Source organism: Arthrobacter sp. SAFR-179 (genome assembly GCF_059414945.1).
Genome location: NZ_JBPFDM010000001.1, coordinates 232,174 through 248,379, shown reverse-complemented (window position 1 = coordinate 248,379; position 16,206 = coordinate 232,174). Strand labels below are relative to the sequence as shown.

The 16,206-nt window shown below is 66.9% G+C and carries 15 protein-coding genes; 4 read left to right on the top strand and 11 right to left on the bottom strand.

Annotated features, from left to right (window positions below; all coding sequences use genetic code 11):
• Position 1: 1 nt before the first annotated feature.
• Together ACR65K_RS01260 and ACR65K_RS01255 are read right to left on the bottom strand one after the other, a co-directional pair.
• Positions 2 to 1,132, bottom strand: a complete 1,131-nt coding sequence (locus ACR65K_RS01260) for an ABC transporter substrate-binding protein (protein WP_440151454.1) — start codon at positions 1,130 to 1,132, stop codon at positions 2 to 4.
• A 130-nt stretch (positions 1,133 to 1,262) separates the two neighbouring features.
• A complete protein-coding gene (locus ACR65K_RS01255) occupies positions 1,263 to 2,429 on the bottom strand; it encodes an RtcB family protein (protein WP_440151040.1) in 1,167 nt (388 codons plus the stop codon).
• A 72-nt stretch (positions 2,430 to 2,501) separates the two neighbouring features.
• On the opposite strand from ACR65K_RS01255, the gene ACR65K_RS01250 reads away from it, so the two are divergent.
• Entirely contained in the window at positions 2,502 to 2,933 is a 432-nt protein-coding gene (locus tag ACR65K_RS01250) for an SRPBCC family protein (RefSeq protein ID WP_440151039.1), read from the top strand.
• Positions 2,934 to 3,022: 89 nt separating this feature from the next.
• Here the strand turns inward: ACR65K_RS01250 and ACR65K_RS01245 are convergent, their stop codons facing one another.
• The 5 genes from ACR65K_RS01245 to ACR65K_RS01225 are packed head-to-tail and all read right to left on the bottom strand — an operon-like array spanning position 3,023 to position 8,755.
• Positions 3,023 to 4,429 (bottom strand): sulfate adenylyltransferase subunit 1, encoded by a 1,407-nt coding sequence (locus tag ACR65K_RS01245; protein ID WP_056329449.1) that lies wholly within the window; start codon positions 4,427 to 4,429, stop codon positions 3,023 to 3,025.
• Positions 4,429 to 5,373, bottom strand: coding sequence for a sulfate adenylyltransferase subunit CysD (gene cysD, locus ACR65K_RS01240; RefSeq protein ID WP_056329446.1), 945 nt, complete (start codon positions 5,371 to 5,373; stop codon positions 4,429 to 4,431). Before cysD ends, ACR65K_RS01245 begins: the two co-directional genes overlap by 1 nt.
• The gene (locus ACR65K_RS01235) at positions 5,370 to 6,098 is read right to left on the bottom strand and encodes a phosphoadenylyl-sulfate reductase (protein WP_142032264.1); all 729 of its coding nucleotides are present in this window, start codon (positions 6,096 to 6,098) and stop codon (positions 5,370 to 5,372) included. Before ACR65K_RS01235 ends, cysD begins: the two co-directional genes overlap by 4 nt.
• On the bottom strand, positions 6,098 to 7,843 hold the full coding sequence (locus tag ACR65K_RS01230) for a nitrite/sulfite reductase (protein WP_440151038.1): 1,746 nt from the start codon (positions 7,841 to 7,843) through the stop codon (positions 6,098 to 6,100). Before ACR65K_RS01230 ends, ACR65K_RS01235 begins: the two co-directional genes overlap by 1 nt.
• A 54-nt stretch (positions 7,844 to 7,897) precedes the next feature.
• On the bottom strand, positions 7,898 to 8,755 hold the full coding sequence (locus ACR65K_RS01225; RefSeq protein ID WP_440151037.1) for a sirohydrochlorin chelatase: 858 nt from the start codon (positions 8,753 to 8,755) through the stop codon (positions 7,898 to 7,900).
• A gap of 61 nt (positions 8,756 to 8,816) precedes the next feature.
• Between ACR65K_RS01225 and ACR65K_RS01220 the strand changes: the two genes are divergently transcribed.
• Both ACR65K_RS01220 and ACR65K_RS01215 read left to right on the top strand, forming a co-directional pair.
• On the top strand, positions 8,817 to 9,470 hold the full coding sequence (locus tag ACR65K_RS01220; RefSeq protein ID WP_440151036.1) for a trimeric intracellular cation channel family protein: 654 nt from the start codon (positions 8,817 to 8,819) through the stop codon (positions 9,468 to 9,470).
• Positions 9,471 to 9,522: 52 nt separating this feature from the next.
• Complete coding sequence (locus ACR65K_RS01215; protein ID WP_440151035.1) at positions 9,523 to 9,951, top strand: hypothetical protein; 429 nt, start codon at positions 9,523 to 9,525, stop codon at positions 9,949 to 9,951.
• 118 nt (positions 9,952 to 10,069) lie between these two features.
• Here ACR65K_RS01215 and ACR65K_RS01210 read toward each other — a convergent pair whose 3' ends face one another.
• The 4 genes from ACR65K_RS01210 to ACR65K_RS01195 all read right to left on the bottom strand — a co-directional run bounded on the left by ACR65K_RS01210 (position 10,070) and on the right by ACR65K_RS01195 (position 14,582).
• Positions 10,070 to 10,909: a DUF559 domain-containing protein gene (locus ACR65K_RS01210; protein WP_440151034.1), complete on the bottom strand. Its 840-nt coding sequence runs from the start codon at positions 10,907 to 10,909 to the stop codon at positions 10,070 to 10,072.
• 464 nt (positions 10,910 to 11,373) lie between these two features.
• On the bottom strand, positions 11,374 to 12,474 hold the full coding sequence (locus ACR65K_RS01205) for a polyprenyl synthetase family protein (RefSeq protein WP_056329429.1): 1,101 nt from the start codon (positions 12,472 to 12,474) through the stop codon (positions 11,374 to 11,376).
• Positions 12,471 to 13,802, bottom strand: coding sequence for a geranylgeranyl reductase family protein (locus tag ACR65K_RS01200; RefSeq protein ID WP_440151033.1), 1,332 nt, complete (start codon positions 13,800 to 13,802; stop codon positions 12,471 to 12,473). The genes ACR65K_RS01205 and ACR65K_RS01200 overlap by 4 nt, the downstream gene beginning before the upstream one ends.
• A gap of 3 nt (positions 13,803 to 13,805) precedes the next feature.
• Positions 13,806 to 14,582 carry a demethylmenaquinone methyltransferase gene (locus tag ACR65K_RS01195; protein WP_235565060.1) on the bottom strand — a complete coding sequence of 259 codons (777 nt, stop codon included), beginning with the start codon at positions 14,580 to 14,582 and terminating at the stop codon, positions 13,806 to 13,808.
• A 125-nt stretch (positions 14,583 to 14,707) separates the two neighbouring features.
• Here ACR65K_RS01195 and ACR65K_RS01190 point away from each other — a divergent pair, with 125 nt between their 5' ends.
• Positions 14,708 to 16,123, top strand: coding sequence for an isochorismate synthase (locus tag ACR65K_RS01190; protein ID WP_056329422.1), 1,416 nt, complete (start codon positions 14,708 to 14,710; stop codon positions 16,121 to 16,123).
• The last annotated feature ends 83 nt before the right edge of the window (positions 16,124 to 16,206 follow it).

Genomic DNA, 16,206 nt, shown 5'->3' with positions numbered 1-16,206 from the left:
GTCAGTCCTGGCCGAGGCCGGCCGCAGAAATCTTGTGGGTACCGCCGGTGACCTGGTTGAGGGCGCGGAGGTCGAAGAGGCCGTTGATGTCGGCCTTCTTGGTGGTGCCCGCGTCGACGCCATCCTGGAGGAGTTTGGGGTAGCTGCCGGCGAGCGGGTCCAGGGTGAACGTGATGTTCGCCAGCGACCGGGTGAGGACATCGCCCGGCAGCGCTGCCCCGGCGGCTTCCTGCAGGGCGGAGTTGATGAGCTCCGCCTTCTGGTCTGCCGGCGCCGAATTGAGCCAGGCCACCGACTCCGCGTTGCCTTTGAGCAGGGCCTTGACGGTGTCCGGGTGGTCGGATGCGAACTTCTGGTTCACGATCAGGATGGTGGTGGGGAACTCGCCGGGCTTGCCGGTGCCGGTTCCATCCCAAAGGTCCTTTTCGTCCACCAGCACCTTGGCGCCGGCTTGGAGCACCAGGCGTGACGCCCACGGCTCAGGCAACCACGCGCCGTCGAGCTTTCCGTCCTGGAACAGCTTCAGGGTCTGCGCGTTGTCCGTGGGGTTGATGGCCACGTCCCCGCTGCCGTCCACGTTGGTCTTGTAGCCCTGTTTGGCAAGCCAGGAGCGGAGGGCCACGTCCTGGGTGCCGCCAAGCTGCGGCGACGCGAGAGTCTTGCCCAACAGGTCCGCCGCCGAGTTGATGCCGGGTTTGACCACCAGCTGCGCACCCCCGGCCGCGGCGCCGGCAATCACGCGTACGGACTGGCCCTGGCTCTTGACAAAGGAGTTGATGGCGGGATTGGGGCCGATGTAGGCGGCGTCGATGGCGCCGGCGTTCAGGGCTTCGATGGCGGCGGGGCCGGCATTGAAGGTCTCGGTGCTGAGCCTGGTGCTGCCCAGGGCATCGGCAAGGAACCCTTTTTTGACGCCCACAAGTGCCGGGGCGTGGGTGATGTTGCCGAAGTAGCCCAGCTTCAGTTCCGCGGCGGGAGTGGGTTCGGCGGCCTGCGCCTCCGTGTTGCGGGAAATGTTCGAGGCCACGATGGCGCCAAGGGCGATCAGCAGGACCAGCCCGATGGCCAGGGCAGCCTCGACGGCGCGCCTGCGCGTTGGGACCGCGCTTTCGCCTGCCACGATGCGGGTCATCCCGGGCTTGGAACTAGTCATTGTTTCACCATAGGGAGTGGCCCAAACCCGTTCAATGAAGCGGAAACGGGGGGTCACGCACGTTCATCCAGCGTCATATTCAGTTGCGGTACTGCGTGGTTTTCAGGAATCAGTTGCCTTTGACATTGACCAGCTGCCGCAGCTTGTGCCGCACCGTCACCAGGTCCGCGGCGTCCTGCATGACCTGGTCGATCGGCTTGTAGGCCGCCGGGATTTCATCGATGAAGGCCTCCGAGGCGCGGAACTCGATTCCCCGCATGGCCCGTTTCAGTTCTTCCAGCGTGAACGTCTTCCGGGCAGCATTCCGGGAGTATTCACGCCCCGCGCCGTGGGGTGAGGAGTTCAGCGACGCCGGGTTGCCCCGGCCCTCCACCACGTACGACGCCGTTCCCATGGACCCGGGGATCAGTCCGGGATCGCCGGGGCCGGCTTTGATGGCCCCCTTGCGGGACACCCACACCGTTTTCCCGTAATGCGTCTCCTGCTCCGTGAAGTTGTGGTGGCAGTTGATCCGCTCGCGTTCCCGGACCTGCCCTCCCACCCAGCGGCTGAACTGGGCGGCCACGCGGTCCATCATCTCCTCCCGGTTCAGCAGGGCGAAGTGCTGGGCCCAGCGCAGCTCGGCGATGTACCGCTCGAACTGCGGGGTACCCTCGTCCAGGTACGCGAGGTCCGGGTCAGGAAGGTAAACCTGGTTCTTCCGGCTGACGTGTTGGGCGACGCCGATGTGGTGCTGGGCGATCCTGTTGCCGATGCCCCGCGAGCCTGAATGCAGGAAGAGCCACACGCCGTCGTCCTCATCTGCGGAGACCTCGATGAAGTGGTTCCCCGAGCCCAGGGACCCCAGCTGCAGCTCCCACTTGGCAACGTACTGCCCCGGGTTGAAGCCGGCCTTCGCGGCGCGCTGTTTCAGCTCGGCGACCCGCGGCTCCGCGGTGGGCAGGATCTGCCGGTTGTTGTGGCCTGCTGACAACGGGATGACCCGCTCGATGTCCTCGCGGAGGCGTTTCCGGTCCTTCGGCAGGTCCTTCACCGAGTACTGGGTGCGGACCGCGATCATGCCGCAGCCTATGTCCACGCCCACCGCAGCCGGAATGATGGCCCGCAGCGTGGGGATGACCGAACCCACGGTGGCGCCCTTGCCCAGGTGCGCGTCCGGCATCAGCGCCAGGTGCGGGTAGATGAACGGCAGGCGCGCGGTCATCACCGCCTGCTCCCGGGTCTTGTCATCCAGGATGGACGCCCAGTTCAGGAGCTTGGGGCTGATGGTCTCCATGCTTCGCCTCCCGCAGCGTTGCCGAGGACTAACGTAGGTATCCCCGCACTCTACAGAGGAGAGACTCCCGTGGTGAACGTCCAGACCGAGGTTGTCATCAACCGGCCACGCACCCAGGTGGCGGACTACGCGGCCAACCCGGACAACGCGCCCCAGTGGTACGTCAACATCCACAAGTCGCAGCGGCTCACTGACGGTCCCCTTGGTGTGGGCTCCAAGGCGGCTTTCACTGCCAGGTTCCTGGGCCGGGAGCTGAACTACACCTACGAGTTCGTGGAGTACGTCCCGGGCGGGAAGCTGGTGATGCGCACCGCCCAGGGCCCGTTCCCCATGCAGACCACCTACACGTGGACGGACGACGACGGCGGGACCCGGATGACCCTTGGCAACAGCGGCCGCCCATCAGGTTTCTCACGGCTGGCCGGGCTGGTCATGGCACCGATGATGCGCCGCGAGAACCGGAAGGACCTGCGGAAGCTCAAGGCCATCCTGGAAAGCCAGTAGCCCGGGAAGCACGAAATCGCCGGAACCGTGCGTGGGCAGCCGTAGCGATACGGCGACCCTGGCACTGTTCCGGCGATTTCGCGGAAGAACTAGATGCTGTAGCGCTCGTCCTCATGGTCGCCCGGGTGGTCCTTGACCAGGCCTGCGGCCAGCGTGTTGCCGTCCAGTGGGTCGATCACCAGGAACGCGCCCGTGCGGCGGTGGTGCAGGTAGTTCTCCAGGGGCAGCGGGGCGGCGAGCCGGAGCTGGGCGTGGCCGATGTCGTTCAGCTCCAGGTTTGAGGCACCCTCGAGCTTGAAGGTGGCCAGGTCCAGCTTGCCGGAGACGCTGCGGACCATGGCCTGCACCGTGCGGGTGCCGTGCTTGACCAGCACCTTCTGGCCTTCGCGGAGCGGCTTCGGGGACAGCCAGCACAGGGCGGCGTAGAGGTCGGCGGAGGCCTCGCGGACGGTGCCGGCGGCGGCGATGGTGTCACCGCGGGCGACGTCGAACTCGTCTGCCAGCCGGATGGCCACGGACTGCGGCGCGGCGGCTTCCTCCAGGGAGGCACCGGCGAAGTCGATGCCCACCACTGTGGTGGTGCGCGGCGACTGGCCCGGCGTCAGCACGGACACCTGATCCCCCACCTTCACGGAGCCTTCAGTGATCTGGCCGGCGTACGCGCGGTAGTCGCGGTAGGCTTCCACGTCCAGGCCGGCGGCGACGGCGTCGGGAGCCAGCGCACCCTGCGGCCGGATGACCAGCTGCACGGGGAAGCGGAAGCTTTCCAGGTGGCTTTCCAGCTCATCAGCGGCGGGCAGGGTCTCCAGGACCTCGAGCAGCGCCGGGCCCGTGTACCAGGGGGTGCGCTCCGAGCGCTCCACCACGTTGTCGCCGTCGAGCGCGGACACCGGGATGACCAGCAGGTCGCTGATCCCGTCCGAGCCGAGGCCCAGTTCGCGGCCCACCTGCTGCACGTCGGCTTCGATGTCCCGGAACACGGACTCGCTGAAGTCCACCAGGTCGATCTTGTTCACGGCCACGATCACGTGCGCCACGCGCAGCAGCTGCAGCACGGACAGGTGCCGGCGGGTCTGCTCCAGGACACCCTTGCGGGCGTCAATGAGGACGACGACGGCATCCGCAGTGGACGCGCCGGTCACCGTGTTCTTGGTGTACTGCACGTGCCCGGGGCAGTCAGCCAGGATGAAGCTGCGCTGGTCGGTGGCGAAGTAGCGGTAGGCCACGTCGATGGTGATGCCCTGTTCGCGCTCGGCGCGCAGGCCGTCGGTCAGCAGGGCCAGGTCGATCCCGCCCTTTTCCCCGCCGAAGCCACGGTCCGCGGAGGTGCGGGCCACGGCGTCGAGCTGGTCAGCCAGGATGGCCTTGGAATCGTGGAGGAGGCGGCCCACCAAAGTGGACTTGCCGTCGTCGACCGATCCCGCAGTGGCAAACCGGAAGAGCGTGGTGGGCAGGGCCGTTTCCAGGTCTGCCGGGAGAACTGCTTCGGTGGTCATTAGAAGTACCCGTCCTTCTTGCGGTCTTCCATGGCGGCCTCGGAGATGCGGTCATCTGCACGGGTGGCGCCACGTTCGGTGAGGGTGGACGCGGCGACTTCCACCACGACGTCGGACACGGTGTACGCGTTGGATTCGACGGCGCCGGTGCAGGACATGTCCCCCACGGTCCGGTAGCGGACGGTCTTGGTGATAACCTGCTCGCCTTCGCGGGGCTGGGACACTTCGCCCACTGCACGCCACATGCCGTCGCGGGCAAAGACCTCACGCTCGTGGGCGTAGTACAGTCCAGGCAGCTCGATGTTCTCGCGCTCGATGTAGCGCCAGATGTCCAGCTCGGTCCAGTTGCTGATGGGGAACGCGCGGACGTGCTGGCCCACGGTGTGGCGGCCGTTGTAGAGGTTCCACAGTTCGGGGCGCTGGTTGCGCGGATCCCACTGGCCGAACTCGTCGCGCAGGCTCAGGATGCGCTCCTTGGCGCGGGCCTTGTCCTCGTCGCGGCGGCCGCCGCCGAAGACGGCGTCGAACTTGTTCTGCTGGATGGCGTCCAGCAGCGGGACGGTCTGCAGCGGGTTGCGGGTACCGTCGGCACGTTCTGCCAGCTCGCCGCGGTCGATGAACTCCTGCACGGAGCCCACCACCAGCTTCAGGCCCAGCCGCTCAACGGTGCGGTCGCGGAAGTCGATGACCTCGGGGAAGTTGTGGCCGGTGTCCACGTGCAGCACGGGGAATGGCACCTTGCCGGGCCAGAAGGCCTTGGTGGCCAGGTGCAGCATCACCACGGAGTCCTTGCCGCCGGAGAACAGCAGCGCAGGCTTCTCGAACTCGGCAACAACCTCGCGGATGATGTGGATGGCCTCGGATTCCAGGGTGTCCAGGCTGGACAGGCGCGTGGATACGGCGGCGTCAGTCACCTGGGTCTCCTCGGTAAGTGAAGTGCTCATACGTGTAGCCCGCATTCTGTCTTGTCGGATCCTGCCCAGCGGCCGGCGCGGGGATCCTCGCCGGGTGCCACCTTGCGGGTGCAGGGCTGGCAGCCGATGGAGGGGTAACCCTGGGAAAGCAGCGGGTTGACCGGCAGGAGGTTGTCGTCGGAATACTGGACCAGCTGGTCGAACGTCCAGGCAGCCATCGGGTTGACCTTGACCAGGCCGTTCTTCTCGTCCCAGGTAACCAGCGGAGTGTTGGTCCGGGTGGGGGCTTCGTCGCGGCGGACGCCCGTGAACCAGAGTTCGTAGCCGGCCAGGGTGCGCTGCAGCGGGGCCACCTTGCGGAGGGCGCAGCACTGTGCGGCGTCGCGGGCAAAGAGGTCCTTGCCCAGCAGCCGGTCCTGCTGTTCCACGGTGTTCTCGGGGAGCACGTCCACCACGTTGACGCGGAGGTTCGCGGCCACCTCGTCGCGCGTGGCGTAGGTTTCCGGGAAGTGGTAGCCGGTCTCCAGGAAGAGGACATCGACGCCGGGCATCTGGTCCGCCACCAGGGCGGGCAGGACGGCGTCGGCCATGGAGCAGGCGACGGCAACGGCGGGCAGGTCGAAGTTGCGCTCCACCCAGGCGATCACGTCGCGGGCGGGAGCGTCCCAGCCGAGCTCGGCAGCTCCGGCTTCGGCCAGGGCCTTGAGCTCCTCCACGGGGCGCTTGGCGGGTGCGGGTGCCAGGTGTTTTGCCATTACTGGAGTGCCTCCTCGTCTGCTGCGTGGGCCCATTCGGCGAAGGTCTGGCCTTCGGCGCGGTCGGCCACGAACCGGCGGACAACCCGCTCCACGTAGTCGGGCAGGTCGTCCACGTAGACCTTCAGGCCGCGGACGGTGCGTCCCAGCCCTGCTTCCTCGCGGTCGCTGGAAGCCAGCCCGCCGCCCAGGTGGACCTGGAAACCCGGGGAAGGGTCGCCGTCGGGCGTTGGCAGCATCATGCCCTTCAGGCCGATGTCCGCAGTCTGGATGCGGGCGCAGGAGTTGGGGCAGCCGTTGATGTGCAGCGACAGTGCCTGCGGCAGCTGGCCGGAGCCGGCGAGGTCGGCCAGGCGGCGTTCCAGCTCGGCCACGGCGGTGGCGGCCGTGTACTTGGTCTCCACGATGGCCAGCTTGCAGTACTCGATGCCGGTGCAGGCGATGGTGCCGCGGCGGAACACGGACGGGCGGGCGGAGAGGCCCAGGGCGTCCAGTTCGGCCACGAGCGGCTCCACCTGGTCCTTCTCGACGTCCAGGACCACGATCTTCTGGTGCGGGGTGGTGCGCAGGCGCCGGGAACCGCGGGCCTCGAGGGTGTCCGCGAGCTTGACCAGCTGGGCTCCGGACAGCCGGCCGGCCAGCGGGGTGGCGCCGATGAAGAACTTGCCGTCCTTCTGCTCGTGCACGCCCATGTGGTCGCCGGGGGCAGTGGGCTTGGGCGCGGCGGGACCGTCGGCCAGCTTGTAGCCCAGGTATTCGTCCTCCAGGATCTGGCGGAATTTCTCGGTGCCCCAGTCGGCCAGCAGGAACTTCAGGCGGGCCTTGGTGCGCATACGGCGGTAGCCGTAGTCACGGAAGATGCTGGTGACGCCGAGCCAGACGTCGGCGGCCTGGTCCGGCTGGACGAAGGCGCCCAGCCGTTTGCCGAGCATCGGGTTGGTGGACAGCGCACCGCCCACCCAGAGGTCGTAGCCGGCCCCGAGCTCGGGGTGCTCGATGCCCACGAACGCGCAGTCGTTGATCTCGTGCACCACGTCCTGGCTGGGGTGGCCGGTGATGGCGGTCTTGTACTTGCGCGGCAGGTTGGACAGCAGCGGGTTGCCGATGAACCGCTCCCCCAGCTCCTCGATGAGCGGGGTGGGGTCGATGATCTCGTCCTTGGCGATGCCCGCCACGGGCGAGCCAAGGATGACGCGGGGAACGTCGCCGCAGGCCTCGGTGGTGGACAGGCCAACGGCCTCGAGCCGGTTCCAGATCTCGGGGATGTCCTCCACGCGGATCCAGTGCAGCTGGATGTTCTGGCGGTCCGTGAGGTCAGCGGAGTCGCGTGCGAAGTCCACGGAAATCTGGCCGATGACGCGCAGCTGCTCGGTGGTCAGGGCGCCGCCGTCGATCCGCACGCGAAGCATGAAGTACTTGTCCTCGAGCTCGTGCGGCTCAAGGGTTGCGGTCTTGCCGCCGTCGATCCCGGGCTTGCGCTGGGTGTACAGGCCCCACCAGCGGAACCGGCCGTGCAGGTCCTGGCCGGGGATCGCGTCGAAGCCCTCTTTGGCGTAAATGGTTTCGATACGCTCGCGCACGTTCAGGCCGTCGTCTTCCTGTTTCCAGGTTTCGTTGGCGTTCAGGGGCGTCGTGCCGTCCACTTTCCACTGCCCGTGCGGCTTCGCAGCGGGTCGCGACGGGCGGGCGGGGCGCTTGGCGGCAGCGGAGTCCGCAGACGCTCCGGCTAGAGCTGTATCAGTCATGCATCGACTGTAGGTCCCGCCCGAATTGCGTCACAAAGGACCGGAAACGCTAAGTCACCTAGGGAAATATTTCGTCACGAAACGCCGGACGGCCTTGAAGAAGGCACCCTCCTGTGCATTTGCCGGAGCTTCCGCGGGGGATGCTGCTGCCGGTTCCAGGGGTGACTCTGCGGGCGCTTCATTCATCTTTGCGACGGCGGCGTCGTACCTGTCCAGGGCGATTTCCGCGAGTACCGGGGACGGCAGCAGGGGTTCGGTCACGACGTCGGCCCCGGCCTTGGCCAGCTGGTCATGGAAGAAGCCCGGCGCCAGGAGGTAGGAGGCAATCACCACGCGCCCGCCGACGTCCACAGCCCCTGCGGACTCCCCCGCGCCGGCACCGCCTTCCAGTTCCTCGTGAAGCATGGCGACGGCGTCGGGCACTGACGGCTTGGCCGAGGCACCATAGGCGGCCACCATCCGGTTGGACCGCAGCTCCCGCAGCTGGCCCAGCAGTTCCTCGACGCTGACGGCGGCGTTGGGGTTGGAGGAACCGGCGGCGGCCAGGACGATCACGTCGTTGTCCGTGGTGCCGGCCTCACGCAGCCGCTGGTCCAGCAGTTCTGCCAGCCGCGGATCGGGGCCCAGCGGCGCGGCGGCCGCACTGCCCGGGCGGCTCTTCACGGCCCGGGCGATGTCCACCTTCACGTGGTAGCCGACGCTCAGCAGCAGGGGAACAACCACGGCGGCCTCGCCCTCCGGCAGGCCCGCCACCACATCCACCAGGTCCGGCTGCTGGACGTCCACGTAGGCCTCCCGGACATCAAGGCCCGGCCGCAGTTCAGCGATGGCGGCGCGCAGGGCATTGACCTCCGCGGCCCCCTGTGTGTTGGACGTCCCATGGGCACAGGCGATCATGATGGGGCTGTTCATAGGGGCTAGCGTAACGTTGGATCCGCCCTGTCCGCCCTCTTTGAAATACCGGGGACGCCCCATGACATTCGCCTTTGACAACTCCCCGGTGTGGCTGGATCTGCTGGGCGTGTTCTTCTTTGCCGTCTCGGGATCGCTGCTGGCGGCGCGGAAGCAGATCGACATTGTGGGATCACTGTTGCTCGCCTCCCTGGTGGGGCTCGGCGGCGGTGTCATCCGCGACATTATCCTTGCCATCGTTCCGGCGGCCTTCACTAACCCGGCCTACCTGGCCCCGCCGCTGCTGGCCACGGTGCTGGTGTTCTTCCTGTTCTCCAGCGTGCAGCGGTACACCTCGCTGCTGATCCTCTTCGACGCCGCCGGCCTGGCCCTGTTCTGCATGACCGGCACGCTCAAGGCGCTGGCCACGGGCCTTAACCCGGTGGCGTCCGTGCTGCTGGGCGTGACCACGGCCGTGGGCGGCGGACTTTTGAGGGACATCACTGCCAATGAGGTGCCCGAGCTGTTCAACCCCAAGGACATTTACGCCCTGCCCGCTTTTGTGGGTTCAGCGATGACTGCCGGGCTCTGGGTCCTGGGGGTGTTCAACGTGCTGACGGCAGCCGGCATTGCGGCTGTGGTTTTCACGTTCCGGGTCCTGGCCTGGCGGCGGTCCTGGCAGGCTCCCCTTGCCGTCCGCGGGTGGCACCGGCGGGTGGGTGGCACAGGGCTGTGAGGGCCGGTCCGGGTGTCATTTCGGGGTGCTCCGCATTGGCTAGGATATGAGCATGACTGACATGTTCCTCGAGAAGTTCCGCGCGCTTGTTCCGAAGTATCTCGAGGATGAATGGCAGGAAGAGGACGGCCTGACCCCGGAGGAACTGGACAAGGCCCTCGCCGACCACCAGTTCGAGATCCCCTTGGTCCTGCGCGAGTTCTACCTGGCCCTGGGCGGCTGCGAGGACCTGATGGAGGCCTACCACTACTTCTGGGATCCCGAAGAGCTCGAAGTGGATGACGAAGGCTTCCTCATGTTCCTCGAGGATGAAGAGGAAGCGTTCACCTGGGGCTTCCGCGTGGGCGACCTCAGCGTCCCCGATCCCATCGTGTACCGCCGCAACAATGCCCGCGGCCAGTGGAAGTCCGAGGAAGGCACCTTCTCCGAGTTCGTCTTTGACATGTTCGAGTGGGCATTCGAGGACGAAGAGGAAGAGTAGGGACCTCCCCGCTTCTCTGGTTGCCAGCCGCGGTCCCGGGGCACTTTGACACGGACACGCCGTCATCTAGCCCGGTTACACCGTCATTACCGCCCAATGTGCCCCACGACGGCGGGACTCACCGCACACTGAAGGACCCCTTCCGGCTCTGCTCCAGCACCGCCAGCACCTGGGCCACCATCTGCTCGGGATGATGGACCACGTCCGCGTAGCCGAACCTCAGGCAGAGACGTCCGCCAACCACCGTTGCGTTGTTGCGGACCCGGTCCTTCTTGACCTGCTTTGCCTCCAGATGACTGGCCCCGTCGGTTTCCACCACCAGGCAATCCTCAATCAGGAAGTCCACCTCCCCCACGCCTTGGAGCTCCACGTGCCGACGCACATGGAGGCCAGCCCTCCGGAAGTGGTAGCTGGCCAATACCTCCAGAACCGAGTCGGCCCGGGGAATCACGTAATCCAGGATTGACCTGGCACGGGCGTTGCGGTTCCCGGGGAGTTTGCGCCGAAGGAAATCCACTGTCACGTCTCCCCGCTGCGCCGCACACTGAACCATGACCAAGGCTTCCAGCGGCGGCAGGCACCGCAACGCATGAATGAGGACGTCCGCAAGGCCTGCCACCGGCAGCCAGGGGTGAACAGAGTGAAGGATCCGGCCGTGGATCAGGGTTCCGGGCACTGCTTTCTTGTGCCCAGGGCTTAGGTGAATCAAGCCGGCTTTCTCCAATGTCCACAGCTGATAGACAGGGGCAGCGGAGAGGCAGGTCACGAGCGCATTGTGCTGCAGGGCTACACCAAGCACCGCGCCTTCTGTTGGCAGGCCGTAGACACCCCGCCGGACCCGGACTACGCAGCCTGCGGCGAGGGCCTCGTCCACACGCGTTCTCGTGAACCCGGCACGGTGGAGTGCAGCAGTTCGGGCCATGCCGCCCCGATGACGCAGAAAAACCTCAATACCCATGACTTCAAGGTCACCCGACCCGTGCCGCAAGCAACAGTTGCAGGCAGCGCCATGTGGAGAACGGGCCGTCGCGGGGCACTTCGACACGGACTCGCCGCGGGTTGAGTCCTGTCAGCAGGAAAGGGGCCTCAAAGTGCCCCACAACGGCAGGAGAGACGGAGCAGAAAAATCTTTGACACCAGCAGTAACAACAGACTTGCGTATTGTGACAAAGCTGTCATAAGCTGTTCACGGATCCGCTAAACGCCTCCGGCGGGTCTGATGCGAACGGAGAGATGGCCCCGGTTCACAGCAGCTTCGGCTGCTGAGGACCGGGGCCATCCCGTTAAGGACCTACCCCATCGATTGCTCCGTACTTGTCGTTATGGCGCGCCAAAACGACAAGTACGGAGCAATCGATGCAAAGAAGAAGCCCGGCCCCCACCTGGATAAACCAGGGGAACCGGGCTCCTAACGAACGGAAATCAGCTGGCGCGGTCCACCACGGCCAGCGCGAAGTTGGACAGCGATTCCTTGACCACGCCCTCGGGCAGCGGAGCCAGGGCGGCAATGGCCTCATCAGCCCAGCGGCGTGCCACCACCCAGGACTCGGCGGTAACCGGGTGCTCGCGGAGCCCCGCAACGGCGGCAGCCAGCGCGTCATCAGAGGACAGGTCGCCGTCAATAAGCTTCAGGAGGTCGACGGCGGACTGGTCACCATCAGCGGCAGCCTTGCGCAGGAGCAGCACGGGCAGGGTGGGAACCCCTTCGCGCAGGTCGGTACCGGGTGACTTGCCGGACTTCACCTTCACGCCGGTGACATCGATGACGTCATCAGCCAGCTGGAAGGCCACGCCAACCTTCTCGCCATACTCCACCAGGATGTCCTCGAAGGCCTCGTCAGCGCCGGAGAAGATGGCACCGAACTGGCCTGAGGCCGCCACCAGTGAACCGGTCTTGTCCGCAATGACGGACAGGTAGTGCTCCACCGGATCCTCGTCCGGGCGCGGGCCCACGGTTTCGTGCAGCTGGCCCAGGCAGAGCCGCTCAAAGGTGCGGGCCTGAATGCCAAGCGCGCGCCCGCCGAGTTCGGACACCAGGATGGAGGCGCGGGCGAAGATCAGGTCGCCGGTGAGGACTGCCACGGAGTTGCCCCAGACTTCGTGGGCCGTGGGGGCGCCGCGGCGGAACGGGGCGGAGTCCATGACGTCGTCGTGGTACAGGGTTGCCAGGTGCGTCAGTTCAACCACGACGGCGGCCTGCACCACCGCGGGCAGCGACGCGTCACCGAGGTGGGCGCAGAGCAGCGTCAGCAGCGGCCGGATTCGCTTGCCGCCGGCTTCCACCAGGTGGCGCGACGTTGCGTCAGCCAGGGGATCCGAATTGGCGATGGCTTCGCGGAGCTTCTTCTCCACCTTGGCCAGGTTGTTGGTGATGGCAGGGCCCAGTTCAGCGTCCGCCGCGATGGCCGCAAAGCCGGCCGGCAGCTGGAGTCCCGTGGCGATGGCCGTGGTGTTGAGGCTGGGTTCGGAGTCCGGCAGGCCGTGCCCGGCGTGCGTCCAGCTGTGGTCTGCGGATTTGGTCACGGGTTAACCCTAACTTTTTGTTGCGGATACCGCTGGTTCGGAGCTGACGGGGTATTGGATGTGGCCGGAACCAGCGATTCCAGGACGCGGATCACCCGGTCCTCGAAGCCCTTGGCGGAGGGGTCCGTGAGGTTGGCAAGGAGCCGGACCACGAACCGCATCAGCACCGGGATGGGCATGCCGGTCCGCAGCGCGAGTTTCATGACGGCCGGCTTTCCGATGAGCGCGGCGAAGGCCCGGCCCAGGGTGAAGTGGGAGCCCCACTGGTCCCGGACATAGTCCGCGTACCGCGAAAGGTGGGCGTCGGCGTCGTACGTTCCACCTGCGGCATATGTGCGCGAGGAGGCGTCGATGATGAACTCCGCGGCGAAGCGCGCGGACTCCATCGCGTAGGAGATGCCCTCGCCGTTGAACGGGGAGACCATGCCGCCGGCGTCGCCCAGCAGGAGGAGTCCGGGCGAGTAGTGGGGCGTGCGGTTGAAGCCCATGGGCAGCGCGGCACCGCGGATCTCGCCCACCTGGTTCTCCGGGGTGAAGCCCCAGTCGGCGGGCATGCCGGCGGTCCATTCGCGCAGCACCTGCTTGTAGTCGAGCTTCCCGAATTCCTTGGAGGAGTTCAGGATGCCCAGGCCAACGTTGGACGTTCCGTCGCCCACGCCGAACACCCAGCCGTAGCCGGGCAGGAGTTTGCCGTCGCGGCCGGGGAGCTCCAGCCAGCCTTCCATCCAGTCGTCGTCGGTGCGCGGGGAGGTGAAGTAGGTGCGGACGGCGACGCCGAGCGGGCGGTCGTCGCGCTTCTGGATGCCGAGCGAGACGGCGGTGCGGGTGGAGTTGCCGTCCGCGGCGAGGACGACGTCGGCACTGAACTCCTGCGTCTGTCCCGTCTTGCGTCCGGACTCGTCAAGGAGCGCTGCGCGGACCCCGGTGACGCGGCCGTCGTCGTTCCGGATGGCATCGGTGACGCTGTGCCGCTCGAGGACGGTGGCGCCTGCGGCCTGCGCATGCCGGGCCAGTTCCTCGTCAAAGCCGAGCCGGGTGCGGATCAGCCCATACTGGGGGAAGTCGGACACCTCGGGCCAGGGCAGTTCGATGGTGCGGCCGCCGGCGATCAGTCGCAGGCCCTTGTTCCGGCGCCAGCCGTCGTTCTCCGGATGGGGCAGGCCCAGCTTCTGGATCTCGCGGACGGCGCGGGGGGTGAGCCCGTCGCCGCACACCTTTTCCCGTGGAAACGACGTCTTCTCGAGGACCGTGACGTCGATGCCCGCCTTGGCGAGGTAATACGCGGCCGTGGATCCTGCCGGACCCGCGCCGACAATCAGTACTTTCACAGGTCAGCGGACGATGTTGCGGCGCAGCTTGGCCACCGGGCCCTTGTGCGCGGCGATGGCGGCGGCGGCGCTGTCCGGTGACGAATCCGCGGGCTTGAAGGCACGGTGGACGGCCACAATGCCGCCGGTGAGGTTGCGGTAGGTGACGTTCTCCCAGCCCGCTTCCTGCAGCCACGCGGCCAGGTGGTCCTGGTCCGGCCAGGCGCGGATGGACTCGGCCAGGTACACGTAGGCGTCCGGGTTGGAGGCGACCTTGACGGCGATGGCCGGCAGGGCCCGCATCAGGTATTCGGTGTACATGGTGCGCCACAGCGGAACCACGGGCTGGGAGAACTCGGCGATGACCAGCCGGCCGCCGGGCTTGGTCACGCGGAGCATCTCCTGCAGCGCCTTCTTGGGCTCGTTTACATTGCGCAGGCCGAAGGAGATGGTGGTGGCGTCAAAGGTGTTGTCAGCGAACGGCAGGTTGGTGGCGTCACCGGCAATGAAGTTGATGTCCGGCCGGCGGCGCTTGCCCACCTTGAGCATGCCCAGGGAGAAGTCGCAGGCCACCACATCTATGCCGGCGTCGGCATATGGTTCGCTGGAGGTACCCGTTCCGGCCGCAAGGTCCAGGACCCGCTGGCCCTTGGAGACTTCCATCGCGTCCACCACGATCTTCCGCCAGCGGCGGGTCTGCCCCATGGAGAGGACATCGTTGACGACGTCGTATTTCGGTGCGACGTCGTCAAACATCGTGGCTACTTCGTCCGGACGCTTATCCAAGGATGCTCGGTTCACCATGACATTGTCTCAAATGTTCCCGGAGGTGCTGACCAGCCCCGATTTGCCGCATCCCGCCTGCGCAGGGCTGCGCCAAGGTGCCGGGGAGGCCAGGGTGTACGCGGGAGTAGTGTTGTCTCATCATGACGAGCACGTTCCGCACCTTGACAGTCCCCCTGGATGGCAAAGCGTTCCCCGGGGGGCTGCCTTCGTTTCTGGTCAGGGACGATGTCCTGTGCTGGACCCGCCGGGAAGCCGGCCTGGCCGGGTTCGGCGAGATCGCGCGCTTCACTGCCACCGGACCGGACCGGTTCCTGGAGGCGGACATCTGGTGGCGGCACCTGGTCCTGGAGGCTGACGCCACGGACTCCGTGGAGCTGCCCGGCACCGGCCCCGTGGCCTTCGGCTCGTTCGCCTTCTCCAAGACGTCCGCCCACGAGTCCCGCCTGATTGTCCCGGAGATCGTGGTGGGCGTGCGGGACAACCAGGCATGGCTCACACAGTTGACGTTCGACGACGGCCCGCTCACCGAAGAGTCGGCACTCGCGGCACTTGACCGCTGGCTCAGCGGTGGTCCCGCCGGCGCGCACGCTGCCGGCACCCCGGACGCTGAAGGCACGACGGCGGCAGCAGACTCCGCCGGGGACGCACCCCTGGGTGCCGTGCCCGGGAAAGCCGGCGGCGCCGTCGTCCGTCCCCTCCCCCTGGCTGCCGGCGCAACCCTGCATACCGGCTCCCTGAGCGAGGAAGCGTGGATGGATGCCGTGGCAGCCGGGGTTGCCGAAATCCGCACGGGAGCGCTGGAGAAGCTGGTGCTCGCCCGGGACGTGGTGGCCACTATTCCAACCGGCGTACATGCCTCAGCGGTGCTGCGCGAACTCGCCGCGAGGTACCGCGAATGCTGGACCTATGGGGTGGACGGGCTGGTGGGGGCCACCCCGGAGATGCTGATCCAGGTGGAGGGCCGCACTGCCCAGGCCCGCGTGCTGGCCGGCACCCTGGACCGCCGCGACGCGCATGGCGAGGACGGGCCGCCCATGGATTACGCAACCCGTGTTTTGGCCGGGTCCGAGAAGCAGCGGCACGAGCACGAGATCGCCATCCAGTCCCTGACCAAGCAGCTGGCGCCGTTCTCCGAGGCCATGAATGCCCATGACGAGCCCTTCATCCTGGAGCTGCCCAACGTGTGGCACCTGGCCTCGGACGTCAAGGCGGAACTCACCGAGGTGGAGGGCCACGTACCCACCTGCCTGGCCCTGATCAACGCACTTCACCCCACGGCGGCTGTCTGCGGAACCCCGACGCTGGTGGCGGGCGAACTGATCCGGAAGCTCGAGCATCTTGACCGCGGCCCCTACGCCGGGCCGGTGGGCTGGCTGGACGCGGCCGGGAACGGCGAGTGGGGTATCGCTTTGCGCGGTGCCGTCATCGAGTCTCCTGAAACCGTGCGGCTTTATGCCGGCTGCGGCATCGTGGACGGTTCCCAGCCCAAGGCGGAGCTGGCCGAAACCTGGGCCAAGTTCCGGCCGATGCTGGAGTCGCTGGGCATCAGCAGCTGACCCCTGGATGGCAGAGAGTCTGGGATCACGGACAACGGGTGGCGTGGAAGGCTTGAATCCTGTTGTGGTTTAGTTATCCAATA

Bases quoted from the DNA above. Each gene is read 5' to 3' on its own strand.
- ACR65K_RS01235 (WP_142032264.1), bottom strand. From the start codon at position 6,098: ATGGCAAAACACCTGGCACCCGCACCCGCCAAGCGCCCCGTGGAGGAG.
- ACR65K_RS01255 (WP_440151040.1), bottom strand. From the start codon at position 2,429: ATGGAGACCATCAGCCCCAAGCTCCTGAACTGGGCGTCCATCCTGGAT.
- ACR65K_RS01230 (WP_440151038.1), bottom strand. From the start codon at position 7,843: ATGACTGATACAGCTCTAGCCGGAGCGTCTGCGGACTCCGCTGCCGCC.
- ACR65K_RS01260 (WP_440151454.1), bottom strand. From the start codon at position 1,132: ATGACCCGCATCGTGGCAGGCGAAAGCGCGGTCCCAACGCGCAGGCGC.
- ACR65K_RS01210 (WP_440151034.1), bottom strand. From the start codon at position 10,909: ATGGGTATTGAGGTTTTTCTGCGTCATCGGGGCGGCATGGCCCGAACT.
- ACR65K_RS01220 (WP_440151036.1), top strand. From the start codon at position 8,817: ATGACATTCGCCTTTGACAACTCCCCGGTGTGGCTGGATCTGCTGGGC.
- ACR65K_RS01225 (WP_440151037.1), bottom strand. From the start codon at position 8,755: ATGAACAGCCCCATCATGATCGCCTGTGCCCATGGGACGTCCAACACA.
- ACR65K_RS01245 (WP_056329449.1), bottom strand. From the start codon at position 4,429: ATGACCACCGAAGCAGTTCTCCCGGCAGACCTGGAAACGGCCCTGCCC.
- ACR65K_RS01190 (WP_056329422.1), top strand. From the start codon at position 14,708: ATGACGAGCACGTTCCGCACCTTGACAGTCCCCCTGGATGGCAAAGCG.
- cysD (WP_056329446.1), bottom strand. From the start codon at position 5,373: ATGAGCACTTCACTTACCGAGGAGACCCAGGTGACTGACGCCGCCGTA.
- ACR65K_RS01215 (WP_440151035.1), top strand. From the start codon at position 9,523: ATGACTGACATGTTCCTCGAGAAGTTCCGCGCGCTTGTTCCGAAGTAT.